The organism is Corallococcus sp. bb12-1, assembly GCF_026626765.1.
Taxonomy (GTDB): Bacteria; Myxococcota; Myxococcia; order Myxococcales; family Myxococcaceae; genus Corallococcus; species Corallococcus terminator.
Genome location: NZ_JAPNJZ010000016.1, coordinates 213,931 through 226,887 on the forward strand (window position 1 = coordinate 213,931; position 12,957 = coordinate 226,887).

9 protein-coding genes and 1 pseudogene are annotated in these 12,957 nt (G+C 69.4%); 6 read left to right on the top strand and 4 right to left on the bottom strand.

The features are described from left to right. Positions 1-166: 166 nt before the first annotated feature. From OV208_RS20035 to OV208_RS20045, 3 genes are read right to left on the bottom strand one after another with little or no spacing between them, the layout of a single operon-like run. The gene (locus tag OV208_RS20035; RefSeq protein WP_267575448.1) at positions 167-3,229 is read right to left on the bottom strand and encodes an efflux RND transporter permease subunit; all 3,063 of its coding nucleotides are present in this window, start codon (positions 3,227-3,229) and stop codon (positions 167-169) included. A gap of 21 nt (positions 3,230-3,250) precedes the next feature. Then, positions 3,251-4,429 (bottom strand): efflux RND transporter periplasmic adaptor subunit, encoded by a 1,179-nt coding sequence (locus OV208_RS20040; RefSeq protein WP_267575449.1) that lies wholly within the window; start codon positions 4,427-4,429, stop codon positions 3,251-3,253. Beyond that, positions 4,422-5,675, bottom strand: a complete 1,254-nt coding sequence (locus tag OV208_RS20045; protein WP_267575450.1) for a TolC family protein — start codon at positions 5,673-5,675, stop codon at positions 4,422-4,424. The genes OV208_RS20040 and OV208_RS20045 overlap by 8 nt, the downstream gene beginning before the upstream one ends. A gap of 205 nt (positions 5,676-5,880) precedes the next feature. On the opposite strand from OV208_RS20045, the gene OV208_RS20050 reads away from it, so the two are divergent. From OV208_RS20050 to OV208_RS20060, 3 genes are read left to right on the top strand one after another with little or no spacing between them, the layout of a single operon-like run. Beyond that, positions 5,881-6,537, top strand: a complete 657-nt coding sequence (locus OV208_RS20050; protein WP_267575451.1) for a response regulator transcription factor — start codon at positions 5,881-5,883, stop codon at positions 6,535-6,537. After that, a complete protein-coding gene (locus OV208_RS20055) occupies positions 6,518-7,885 on the top strand; it encodes a sensor histidine kinase (protein WP_267575452.1) in 1,368 nt (455 codons plus the stop codon). The genes OV208_RS20050 and OV208_RS20055 overlap by 20 nt, the downstream gene beginning before the upstream one ends. 48 nt (positions 7,886-7,933) lie before the next feature. Further along, positions 7,934-8,608 carry a response regulator transcription factor gene (locus tag OV208_RS20060; RefSeq protein WP_267575512.1) on the top strand — a complete coding sequence of 225 codons (675 nt, stop codon included), beginning with the start codon at positions 7,934-7,936 and terminating at the stop codon, positions 8,606-8,608. 864 nt (positions 8,609-9,472) lie between these two features. On the opposite strand, the pseudogene OV208_RS20065 reads toward OV208_RS20060, so the two are convergent. Next, positions 9,473-10,129 (bottom strand): annotated as a pseudogene (locus OV208_RS20065) (glycosyltransferase family 39 protein); the annotation flags it as partial. 195 nt (positions 10,130-10,324) lie between these two features. Here OV208_RS20065 and OV208_RS20070 point away from each other — a divergent pair. The 3 genes from OV208_RS20070 to OV208_RS20080 all read left to right on the top strand — a co-directional run bounded on the left by OV208_RS20070 (position 10,325) and on the right by OV208_RS20080 (position 12,935). Continuing rightward, on the top strand, positions 10,325-10,930 hold the full coding sequence (locus OV208_RS20070; RefSeq protein WP_267575453.1) for a hypothetical protein: 606 nt from the start codon (positions 10,325-10,327) through the stop codon (positions 10,928-10,930). Positions 10,931-11,013: 83 nt separating this feature from the next. Further along, a complete protein-coding gene (locus OV208_RS20075; protein WP_267575454.1) occupies positions 11,014-11,454 on the top strand; it encodes a YciI family protein in 441 nt (146 codons plus the stop codon). 92 nt (positions 11,455-11,546) lie between these two features. Next, on the top strand, positions 11,547-12,935 hold the full coding sequence (locus OV208_RS20080; protein ID WP_267575455.1) for a hypothetical protein: 1,389 nt from the start codon (positions 11,547-11,549) through the stop codon (positions 12,933-12,935). Positions 12,936-12,957 lie beyond the last annotated feature (22 nt).

Here is a 12,957-nt window from a genome sequence, read left to right on the forward strand (position 1 = left end):
CATTTCATCACGTGGACTCCTCCTGAACGGCATCGAAAGTCGAGGCACCTGGGAACAGACCTGCATCACCCTGCCGACGTTTTGGGGTGAGCTTACGGCTTCCAAGGCATGGCAAGTCAGCTGCGATGCAGGAGTGTGACTCAACAGACGGTGCCACGGAACACGCTCAATCGACCCGCGCAGGCTTCACCCGCCCCCAGCGCAGATACAGCGAGGGCACGAGCAGCACGTTGAGCACCGCGGAGGAGAACAGCCCGCCCAGGATGACGACCGCCATCGGATGTTCGATCTCCTGCCCGGGCTTCAATCCCCCCGCGACCAGGGGAACCAGCGCCAACGCCGTGGTCAGCGTCGTCATCGCCATGGGCTGGAGCCGCTCCAACGTGCCCCGCAGGACCAGGTCCTTCCCGAACACGACACCTTCGTTCGTCTCCAGGTGACGGTAGTGGCTGATCAGCAGGATGCCATTGCGCGCGGCCACGCCCAGCACCGTGACGAATCCGACCAGCGACCCCAATGACACGACACCGCCCGTGAGCAGGACGCCCACCACGCCTCCCACCAGCGCGAAGGGCAGCGTCCCCAGCGTCAACGCCACCAGCCGGCCCGACTGGAAGTCGAGGTACAGCACCATGGCGATCCCCAACACCGACAGGATGGAGATGGCCACCAGCCGCGCACGCGCCGACTGTCTTTCGGCATGCTCACCCAGGACCTCCGCGTGATGGCCCGCGGGCCAGTCCAGCCCCGCCACCACCGCCTGGATGTCGCCCACCACCGCGCCCAGGGAACGCCCCTCCGCGTCACATGTCACATCCAACCGGCGGGACGCACCCTCATGTTGGATGACATTGGGCACCGGGACCATCTCCACCCGGGCCACATCGCCCAGCCGGTAAGGAGCGCCGGAGGGCGACTGGAGGCGCAGGGCCTTCACCGCCGCCAGGTCCTGGCGCAGGGCGTCCTCGCCCCAGACCACCACATCCACCGTCCGCTCCTCGCGATACACCTCCCCCACCTTCGTCCCCTGAAGCAGCGTGGCGACCGCGCGCTGCACGTCGCCCGGCGTCAATCCCAGCCTTCGCCCCGCCTCCGGCTCCAGTCGTATCTGGATCTGCGGCACCAGCACCTGCGGCTCCACCTTCAGGTGCACCACCCCAGGAATCGCCCGGAGCTTCGCCTCCACCTCCCGGGCCCTGGAGCGCAGCACGTCGATGTCGGGCCCGAAGGAACGCACCACGATGGAGCCACTGGCCCCGCTGAGCACTTCCTTGATGCGCTCCTGGAGGTACGTCTGCACATCCCGCTGAAGCCCCGGATAGCCCTCGACGACCTCATTGATGCGCCCCACCGTCGCCGGGTAGTCGTCGACGGCGTCCAGGCTGATCCACAGCTCCGCGAAGTTGGGACCCACCACCTCGTCCGCCACCTCCGCGCGGCCAATGTGCGCACCGAAGTGACGGACACCGGGGATGGCGCGCAGCTCCTCGCTGGCGCGCAGCGCCGTGCGCAGGACCGCGTCCCCGGACGTTCCCGGCTTGGCCACCCAATGCATGAGGAAGTCCGACTCCTGGAAGTGCGGCAGGAAGCCCTCCCCCAGCGACACCGCCAGCACGCCGCCCGTGAGCAATACGGCGACGACCCCGCGAATCGCCAGCTTCGGACGGTCCATCACCCAGGCCACCAGCGGCTCCAGCCGCTCGCGCATCCACCGCCCCAGCCGGGGCTCCTTCTCCGCGTGCTTCAAGAACAGCAGGCACAGCACCGGGGTCACCGCGAGCGCGACCAGCATCGACGCGCCCACCGCCAGCACATACGCCACCGCGAGCGGCCGGAAGAACGCTCCACTGATGCCTTCCAACAGGAACACGGGAAGGAAGACGAGGATGACGATCACCGTCGCGTAGACAACCGCGCTGCGCACCTCCAGCGACGCCTCCAGGACCACCTGGAAGGCGGAGCGAGGGTTGCCCAACATCCGGTTCTCCGCCATCCGTCGCTGGACGTTCTCCACGTCGATGATGGCGTCATCCACCACCTCGCCCAGGGCCAGCACCAGGCCCGCGAGCACCATCGTGTCGAGGGTCGCCCCCACGAGCCGCAGCGCCACCACCGCGCCCATCAGGGACAGCGGAATCGCGACGAGGCTGATGGCCGCCGTCCGCACGTCCTGGAGGAAGGCGAACAGAACCAGGATGACCATCAGACACCCCAGCAGCACCGCATGCTGGAGGTTGCCCACCGCCTGTTCGATGAAGGTCGCCGGCCGGAAGATGCCGGGCACCACGGTGACGCCCTGGAGCGCGGGACGCATCTGCTCCAACACGGACTCCACCTGCGCGGTGACCTCCAGCGTGTTGCCCCAGGGCTGCTTCTCCACGATGAGGAGGATGCCGGCCTCGCTGTCGACGATGCCCTCGCCAATGGGAGGGGGGTGCCCCTCCTGCACCGTCGCCACGTCCGCGAGCCGGACGGCGGCCCCATTGCGGAAGGCCACGGGCGCCTCCTGGAGCGACTCCAGCGTGGCGCTTCCCACGAGGGTGAGCGACAGGCGCTGATTCGGCGTGTCGACGAAACCTCCCGACGCGGGGAGGCTCGCATCCCGCGCCACGCGGAGCACGTCGTCCAGCCGCACGTTCGCGGCGCGCAGCCGTTCGGGATCGACCTTCACCTGGAGCTGGCGGTCCCGCTGTCCCCAGATGGCGACATTCGCCACGCCGGGAATGCTCATCAGCCGGGGACGGAGCGTCCACCGCGCCAGGTCCGACAGGGCCATGCGGTCCAGCGTGTCGGAGCGCAGGCCCACCTTGAGGACCCGGCTCGTCGCCGACACGGGGGACAGCATCACCGGGGGACGCGCCACCCCGGGCAGCGTGGGCGCCAGGCGCGCCAGCCGCTCCTGCACCAACTGCCGTGCCCGGAAGAGGTCCGAGCCCCGGTCGAAGATGAGCACCACCGACGAAAGGCCCAGCACGGATTTGGAGCGGAGCGTCTTGAGCGCGGGCACGCCCGCGAGCCCGTTCTCCAGCGGAGTGGTGACCAGCTTCTCCACCTCCAGGCTGGACAGGCCGGGGACCTCCGTCTGGATTTCCACCAGCGGTGGCGCGAATTCGGGAAAGACATCCACCGGCATGGAGCGCAGGCTCACATAGCCCAACACCAGCAGGAGCGCGGCGGCGGCGATGGGAACCAGCCGGTAATGCAGACAGGCGGAGATGAGTCTACGCATTCGAGGTCAAGGCTCCATCCGTCAGTGGCCTGCGCCAAACTCGGTTCCAAACAACTCCACGGCGCCTGATGTCACGACGGACGTGCCCTCGGGAGGTCCGCGCTCCAGCAGCACATCCCCGCCCTCCTGCCGGAGCACATCCACCCGGCGCCGGGCGTACACATGCTCTGCCTGCCGCACGTAGACCCAGCCGCCTCCCAACGCGTCGTAGACGACGGCGGAGGCAGGGACGGCGAGCACCGGCACCTCCTTGCCCATCAGCAGGGTGATGCCCACCCGCTGCCCCGGAGCCAGGCGGACGGACGCGGGCAGTTCGAAGAAGCGGTCCACCGTGGCGGAGAGCGGATCCGCGCTGGGCGGCCCCATCACCGGCAGGGCCTCCACCCCCTCATCCCGTCCCGAAAGCAGCGCATGCACGCGCACCGGCGCATCCACCCGCACACGTGAAGCCTCGTCGACGAAGAGCGGGACGCGCACCCAGTTCGCGGTGACACCCACCACTTCGAAGAGCGGTGCCCCCGCCGTGACGGACTGGCCGGGTGCGACCGACACCTGTCGCAAGACACCATCCCGGGGCGCGCGCACCCGCAGGCTGACATCCGACTCCAGCGGGGAGCGGCTCACCATCTCCAGACGGGTCCGCGCGGTCTGGAGCTCCGTGCCCGCCACGGCCCGCTCCGCCCGGGCCTCCTCCACCCCGCGCTCCGTTCCCGCGCCGCCCTTCAGCAGCCGCTCCGCGCGAGCAAGCCGCCCCGACGTCACCTCATCGCGGGCCGTGGCGGCCTCCACCGCCCGGAGCGCCTGGGCATGGAGGTCCCGGTCCACGGTGGCCAGCGGAACCAGTCTCAACAACACGTCGCCCCGCTTCACGGAGGCGCCAGGGCGCAGCCCGGATGGCTCGCGCTCCGCGAACACGCCTCCCGCCACGGGCGCCGTCACCACCAGCGCGTTTCCAGATGGCACCACGACCTCACCGCCCACCCGCTGCCGTTGCGTCGCGGTCCTCTTCTCCACGGGCTGGACGCGCAGCGCCAATCGCTGCTCCGCCCGCGGAGTGAGCGTCACCGTCGCGAGCGCGGCCTCCTCGGTGTGGGCGCTGACCTTCGCCGCGGCGGGCGGTGGCGCGGCCTTCTCCTGATGACAGGAGAGGAGTTGGGCCACGCACGTGGAAACGAGCCAGAGCCGGACATGCCTATTCATGGGCCACTCCCTGTTTGCCAAGGCTGCGGTCCAACTGGGCGAGCGCACGGCGGAGATCTGCTTCAATGTCGAGGGCACGCAGGCGCGCGTCAGCCAGGCGGCGCAGCGACTCCAGCACCTGGAGGTACGGCGCATCGCCAGCCTCGAAGGCCTTGCGCACGCCATCGCTCGCGGCGGTCAGCGCCGGAAGGATGTCGGATTGGAAGGCCTCCAATGACAGGGTCGCCTGGAGGGCGCCTTCGCGCGCCGTCAGGACCTCGTTCGTCACCTGCTGCCGGAGCAGGAGGTAGCGGGAGGATGCGCGCATCAACTCCGCCTCCGCGCGCCCCGTACCGCCAGGGTTCCAGTTGAAGAGGGGAACCTCCAATTGGAAGCCCGGCACCCACAAGGCCTTCGGAGAGCCATCCGCCGCCGTCGACGGCTTCGTGTCCAGCCGCGCGAGCAGTTGGACGATGCGTGACCGCTCCCAGCCCAGCCGGTCTCCCGCGCCCTGGATGCCCAGCTCCGCGGCGCGCACGTCGGGCCTCGCGGCTTGCGCCAGTTGGAGGAGTTCAGCAAGGGGGCGCAGGGCCCGGGTGTCCTGGGGAGGTTCCAGGGGCTCCGCCTGTTCGAACAACGGGCTTCGCACCACCCCCATCAGCAGCCGCAGCCGCTCCCGGGCCAGCCGCGCATCGGTCGTCGCCCGCCGGGCGGTGTCCTCCGCCAGCCGGGCCTCCGCGCGCAGCGAGGCCACCTCCACCTGGGTGGCATCGCCCGCCGCCAGACGCGCCTGCACCAGCTCGAAGGTCCGCGACCACAGGGCGGCCAGCTCCGCGAGCGCCTCGCGCCGCTTCCGCGCGAGCACCCAGTCCGCGTGCGCGACCCGGACATCGCGGGCCAGGTCCAGACCGTTCTGGACGAGCCCTCGCGCGACCTGCTCCACCTGCACCTTCGCGGCGGCGACGCGCGCGGGGCGCTGCCAGAGGGAGAACAGCGGCAGCAGCAGCGAGGTTTCAATCGTCCGGGGCCCCACCGGCATGAGCAGCGAGAAAGTGGGGTTGGGCAGCGCACCAGCTTCGGCCAGGTCGGCCCTGGAGACACCGAGCTGCGCCATGTCGGCTTGAAGCGCGGCGCTGTTCCAGAGGGCCACCGCGACCGCGGTCCCCTCATCCAACCGCTCCACGCCCGCGAGGCCTGGAGGCAGGGAGGGCGCCTCGGGGGTCTCCGGCCCCACGGGCGCCGCGAGCGTCGAGAGCTCCGAGGACACCCAGGCTCGATCATAAGGAGAGGTGGCGCAGCCGCTTGTCATCAAGCACGCGAGCGCCACCCCGAGCGCCCTGTGTCTGCGAATCCCGTGTCTTGAAGGCATGCGGCCACCCTGCCAGCCGAGGGTAAACGGCGGCTGAACGCCTTCCCGGGGGCAAGAGCCGAGCCCTTTTCCGGGTGCTATAGCTCGCAGTGAAAGAGCCCTCATGCGAGTCCTTGTCGTTGATGATCATCAGGAGCTGCGCTCCCTCGTCACCCAGGCGCTGGAGCGGGACGGCCACGTCGTCCGGCAGGCGGAGGACGTGGAGCACGCGAGGCAGGCGCTCACCGAGGAGGTGGACGTCATCGTCCTCGACATCGGGTTGCCGGACGGCTCCGGGCTGACGCTCTGCCGCGAGCTTCGCGGGGACGGAGTCCAGACACCCATCCTCATCCTCACCGCGCACAACAGCGTGGTTGAACGGGTGGAAGGACTGGATGCGGGCGCGGATGACTTCCTGGGCAAGCCCTTCGCCATCGCGGAGCTGCGGGCCCGGGTGCGCGCGGTCGGACGCAGGAGGGACAGGACGAGCACCCTCCGCATCCAGTTGGGGGACGTGGTGCTCGACTTTGGCCGGCGCGAAGCACTGCGTGCCGGCAAGGTCGTCTCCGTCACCGCCAAGGAGTGGTCCATCCTGGAGACGCTCGCCTCCCACGGAGAGCACGTCGTCAGCCGGGATGCGCTGCTGGAATCCGTCTGGGGCGACATCACCGCCGGGGCGGCGAGCAGCCTGGAAGTCCTCATCGGAAGGATTCGCCGCAAGCTGGGCGACGACGTCGTGCGCACGCTGCGAGGCGCGGGGTATGGCCTTGGAAACGGCTGACGCGACGCGCTCCCGAGGCTCGATGGTGCACAGGCTGTCGCGCACCATGCTCGCGGTGGCCCTGGCGAGCAGCGCGCTCACGGCCGGGGCCACGGGGCTGCTCGCCTACCACATGCTGCTCGCGGGAGAGGACCGGCGGTTGCGGGACGCGGCAGTGGACCTGGTGGAGGAAGTGAAGGGACTGGGAGACGCGACGGCGGCAATCGAAGCCGACGCCGAGCAGAAGGAACTCGCGGCCTTCGGCATCCGCATCGCCCTCTTCTCCGCTGACATGAGGCTGGGGGGGAACCCGAACGTCCCCGTCCATTCCGGCTGTGATTGGTCCCAGGCGCCAGGGGGGGCGGGCATCCGGCGGTGTGGAGAGCAGGCGCACGGGCGGCTGGCCGTGGCGGAGGAGCAACTGGAGAGCATTCCCCGCCTCCGCCTCTTGCTGCCCCTGGCCGCCGCGATCGGCGCGTCCTGCGCAGCGCTCATCAGCCTCCTGATGAGTCGACGGGTGGCGCGCTGGGCGGCCCGCCCCCTCACCGAACTGAGCGCCTCCCTTTCGGGCATCGAACCGGGAGCGCCGCTGCCCGCGCCGCTCCTCACCGAAGCCCGCTACGGCGAGGTCGACGCCGTGCGCGTCGCGCTGGTGGAGCTGCTCACGCGCCTCCACGAGTCCCTGGAGCATTCACGGCGCTTCGCCGCGAACGCGGCCCATGAGCTGCGCACGCCCCTGGCGACGCTCCAGGCCGACCTGGAGCTCCAGGCGGAGACGTCGCCCCCGCCGGAAGTCGCCAGGGCGCTGGAACGGATGCACCGGACGGTGACCTCCCTGGCCACCCTCGTGGAACGCCTGATGGTGCTCGCGCAGGGAGCCGCCCCCGGCACGCTGGAACTGGTCGACACCGTCAGTCTGTCCCAGCTCGTCACGGAGTCCCTGCGCGCCCTTCCTCCGGACGCACGACAGCGCGTCGACGTCGAGGCCGGGACTCCGGGGCTCATCCCCGGGGACAGCCACCTGCTGCGCCAGCTCTTCGACAACGTGCTGGAGAACGCGCTCAAGTTCTCCGAGGGCGGACGCGTCCGGGTCCGCATCCACGAGGACGCGGACGCCACGCTCCTCGACATGCATGACGAAGGGCCCGGCATCGCTCCCGAGGATGCGATGCGCGTCTTCGAACCTTTCTACCGGACCGCGCGGGCCCGCGCCGAGAAGCCGGGCCATGGGATTGGTTTGTCCCTGGTGGCGCTCGTCGCCCGGGCCCACGGAGCGAGCGCGGTGTTCCTCCCGTCGGGACGAGGAGCGCATCTGCGCGTGTCCTTCCCGCACCAGGGCCATCCCGGCGCTGGCGACAGCCGCCCTTGAGCCGCCGCATCACCCCTTCCCAAGCCCCTCCGCCAGAGAACCCCTTCCGTGCCCATCCTCATCGTCGAAGACGAACTGCGAGTCCGCTCCTTCATCGCGCGTGGCCTCACGGAAGAGGGCTTCCGTGTGCGGGAGAGCAAGGACGGCGCCAACGCGCAGGAGCTGCTGCGCAGTGAACGATTCGACCTGGTCATCCTCGATTGGAGGGCCCCAGGGCTGTCCGGCATGGACCTGCTCCAGTCCATGCGCGCGAAGCAGGACCTCACCCCGGTCGTGATGCTCACCGCGCGCGACGCGGTCACGGATCGCGTCAGCGCGCTCAACGCCGGTGCGGACGACTCGCTGGTCAAGCCCTTTGCCTTCGAGGAACTGCTCGCGCGGGTCCGCGCGGTGCTCCGTCGGGTCGACCATCGCGCCAGCCACTACCTGACCCATGCGGATCTCTCCCTGGATCCCACGGGCCGGAGGGTGGTGCGCGCCGGGGTGGAGCTCACGCTGACCGCGCGGGAATACGCGCTCTTGAAGTTCCTCATGGAGCATGCGGGCGAAGTGGTGTCCCGGACGCGCATCGTCCAGGCCGTGTGGGGCCATGACTTCGAGACCTTCTCCAATGTCGTGGAGGTCTACATCCGCTATCTCCGGGCCAAGGTGGATCGCCCGTTCGGAGTCAGGCTCATCCACACGGTGCGAGGTGTCGGTTACGTGCTCCGCGGCCGTGCGTGAGGCGCCTCGCGCCACCTCCCGGCGCACATGCCAGCCCTGACAGGACCACACCGAGAAGGTCGTCACCGCTCGCGGGCCCCGGTGGACGGTCACGGAAGGCAGCTCCAACACCGAATCACAGTGCGCCCCCAGGCGAGACGCCGCATCGCGCAGCGGCTTGCGGGCGTCCGCGACAATCAAGGCGCTCTTCACCGGGCGCACCCGGTCCATCCAGAAGCCATACGCCAGCCCATGGCCCCCCAGGGCGGAGTCTGACTGCGTTTCCGGATGGTCCGGCAGATAGAACGCCAGCTCGCTCGCGGTCTTGTAACCCCAACCCACGACCAGGGGGGGCGGTGAACCGGCCGCGTCCCGGTAGCGTTGCACCGCGCGCGCCAGCTCCTTCCAGCCGCTCACCAGGTTGTCGCGCTCCCGGAAGGGAACCCAGGGGCACAGCGGCATCAGGTACATGCCAACCATCAGCACGGCCCCCACGCTGGTGCTCAGCAGCCCATAGGCCCGCACGCCCCGGTGGTGCCGCAACGCCCAACCGCCCGCGGCGGCGGCCACCAGCAGGCCGATGTACGCGGGGGCCACCCAGTTCATCTTCACCCAGTGCAGGGGGCTCACCAGCGTGAACAGGGCGAGCCCCGGCACGCTGGAAAACGCCAGCAATCGCTCCCGGGCCCCCCCGCGCCAGGCCTGTCTCACCAGGACACCCGCCGTCAGGAGCAGCGCCAGGTAGAGGAGCGGCCCCACGGCCACCGCTTGAAGCCCCAGGTAGCGCCCCACGAGATAGGCATGAAAGCCATCCACCGTCCGGGCGCGGCCGGTGGTCTGGAACGCGAAGGAAGCCCAGTCGTGCGACTGGTTCCAGAGCAACACCGGGGCGAAGACCGCGAGGGCGACAACGCACGCGACATAGGGAGAGGGGGTGCGCAGGGCCGCGCGCCCACGCGGGGTGGCCAGCGCCGTCGCCAACACCTGCAACGGCAGCAGGGCGGCGGTGTATTTGGAGAGCAGGCCCAGCCCACACAACAGGCCCAGCAGCAGCCAACGCCACCCGAAGCGACCCGGCCCGCGACCGTCCGGCAGGACCAGCTCGCAGAGCACGCGCAGCGCGGCGGTCCAATACAACACGAGCGGCACATCCGGCGTCATGACCACCGCGCCCAGGCCGAAGAGCACCGTGGCGTTCGCGGCGAGCGCGGTCAGCGCCCCCACCGCGGGAGCGTAGAGTCGCGCGCCCAACGAATACAGCAGGCCGGAGAGCAGGGCGGAGGACAGGATCGCCGGCAGCCGCACGGCCACCTCGGAGTCGCCCAGGAGTCGCACGGACAATGCCATCCACCATGCGCACATCGGGGGATGGTCCAGATAGGACAGGTCCAGATGCCGTGCGTATTGCCAGTAATAGGCTTCCTGCGGCGCCAGCTCCACCTGCCCCGCATAGACAAGCCGCACGAGCGCGAGTCCCAGGATGCCCGACAAGACCCATGGCCCCCAGGGCAGGGGAGAGGCATTCACGGACGTGCTCGGCATCCGACAATCATGCCCGAGACAGGCTGTCCCTGTCCGCGAAGCGGTTACCTCCTGAGGAACTTCTCATCGCGGTTTCACTTCCAGACAGGAGCCGCAATCGTATTCCATGGGAATTCCCGTCTACCTGTTCGCGAATGAGAAACGCCTCATCACCCTCCCATGCACGCCTCATCACCCTGACCCATCTTCCGGACCATGCGAGAGATTGAACTCAAGAGCGTGGTGGATGACCTCCTGTCGCGTCGACGACACGTCGAGGAAGCCGGAGGAACACTGCGCTTCGAAGGGATGATGATCGACCAACACTACACATGCAGCCCGGCGCGGGTGGGCGAGCGGTTGAGGTCGCGCACCTACCGCTCTGCCGCGAGCACCTGGGTGGAGCTGACCTGGAAGGGCCCCGCCCGTTCGGAGCAGGGCTACAAGGTGCGTGAGGAGCTGACCACCCGGGTCGAGGACGAAGCCATGCTGCGAGCCATCCTGGAGCGCACGGGCTTCATCCCCCAGGAGCACATCGAGCGGGAGATCGCCTGGTACAGGTTCCGCGGCGCCACCCTGCGCTTCGAACAGTTCGCCCACATGGACACGCTCGTGGAGGTGGAAGGTCCCCCCGAGGCCATCGAGCACGCCATCCGTGCCACCGGGATTCCACGCCCCCACTTCACCGCGGCCCCCCTGGCCGACTTCATCCAACGCTTCGAGGCACGGACGGGACGGACGGCGGTGCTCCGTGGCGAAGCGCGAACACCTCCTCACCGGGACGAGTACGCCTGCCTCCCACCCACCCAGGCAGCCCCGTGAGGAAAAACACCGGCCCCGTGTCGATTCCGCCGCCCATCACTCGTCGCACCGGTAGACCCACGAATCCCCCCAGGAGGCACCCCATGCGCTTCATGCTCATCCCCAGGCCGTCCACTCCGGAACCCACGCCCGCGCCGGCCGACGCGCCCTTCAACGAGGCCGTCTTCATCGCGCAGATGAAATTCAACGAGGAGATGCACAAGGCCGGCGTGCTCGTCGCCTCCGAGGGCCTCAGTGCCTCCTCCGCCGGTGCGCACGTCGTCTTCAAGGGCGGCAAGTCCGACGTGAAGGACGGCCCCTTCACCGAAACGAAGGAGCTCATCGGCGGCTTCTACGTGCTGGAGGTGAAGTCGAAGGAGGAGGCCATCGCCTGGGCCCGCCGCTACCCCGGCGGCATGGGCAACGATGACGTGGTGGAGGTCCGCCCCCTCACCGGCTCCGACGACATCCCGGCGGAGTTCCTGGAACTCATCAAGAAGGCCGCGCCCACCTGGAGCCAGTCCTTCGACAAGAAGTCCTCGTAACAATACCTGTGTAACAGTGTTGTCACCGGGGCCCTTCCGCCCGTGTCAGCCGGACGTGCTATGCGGCGCTTCCCCACCCCGGAGGCTCCGCCATGAATCCCCGTTCACTCGGACTCGCATGTCTTGTCGCATTCGCCGCTCCCGCCTGTAGCGGCCCCACCGAAGCCCCCACGGACGCCGTCGAGTCCGTGGAGACGACGGGCACCAGCACCGCCGCCGCCACGGTGGAGCGCCTCTACGCCACCGAGGCGTCGCTCACGCTGAGCTTCGAAACGCTGGGCACCTTCGAGACGCGCAACGGCGTGCGCTCGCTCATCCTCCACGCCACGGCGAACCGCTACCTGAGCAACGTGTTCAGCTACGTGCCCGACGACGCGTTCGGCGAGGCGAACATCATCAGCGAGCGCCGGCTGGAGGTGGTGCTCCCGGAAGGCCACGAGCTGAACTCGGTGCTGGCCGGACTGCCCCTGTTCGTGACGGTGGACACCTTCACGGGCACGCCCACGCACTACACCGCGCGCATCGAAGTGGCCCCGCGCTTCTATGACTTCCGCGGCTCCAACGCCGTGTGGGTGTCGGAGGACGTCACGCCCTACTACGTCGTGAACGGCCTGCAGTCGCTCGTGTACCGGGGCAACGTGGACGCGGCGGCCAGCGCCCTCACCGTCACCGCGCCGGACGGCATCCCCGCCGTGGGCAACGTGGACGCGGACAGCTTCAAGCTGGACTGGAGCTACGACACGCTGAAGCAGGCCATGGACCCGCACACCACGCCGCTCACCTTCACGGCGGCGCTCAACGCGGGCGGGACGGCGCAGAAGACGGGCCGGCTGGTCGGCCGCGTCACCAGCCTCGCGCTCACCACCGGGGATGCGTACGACGTCTGGCCGTCGCCCTCCTGCCAGCCCGCGACCTACGACTGCGTGCAGAACCAGCCCGCTGGCACGACGGACTTCTCCGCGTGCGGCACCTACCGCCAGGTGACGCGCTGCCTGTACGTCGCCAACGCGTGTGACGTGGGCTCGCCCCAGCCGCTGTCGCTGACGTCCATCAACGCCTCGGCGCTGGAGCCCGCGCGCGCGACGTGGAACGTCGGCTCCAACAACGGCGCGTGGCATGGCCTGTCCCCCATCACCGCGTTCCGCACGCCGTCGTGCCCCGCCACGACCCCCACCATCCAGGGCGTGGTCGCGAAGGTCGCCGAGCAGGACCAGTCCTTCCCGGATCCCTCGGGCGGCACGTACACCAACCGCGCGGGCCTGTCGCAGAGCATCCTCTTCACGTCGAACTACTACGGCGACGGCGCGGCGCTGCTCCAGGCGATTGACGCCTTCGCGGGTGGCGGCGACGTGCAGGCGTGGCTCTACACCCAGGGCGTGTCCTGCCATAACTGCCACGAGTTCGACACGCGCGCCGTCCTCTACTACCCGGCCACGCGCAAGGTCGTCGTGCTCGACGGCTACTACGGCTACGACTCCTGAGTTGAATCCCCCGCGCCGCCTG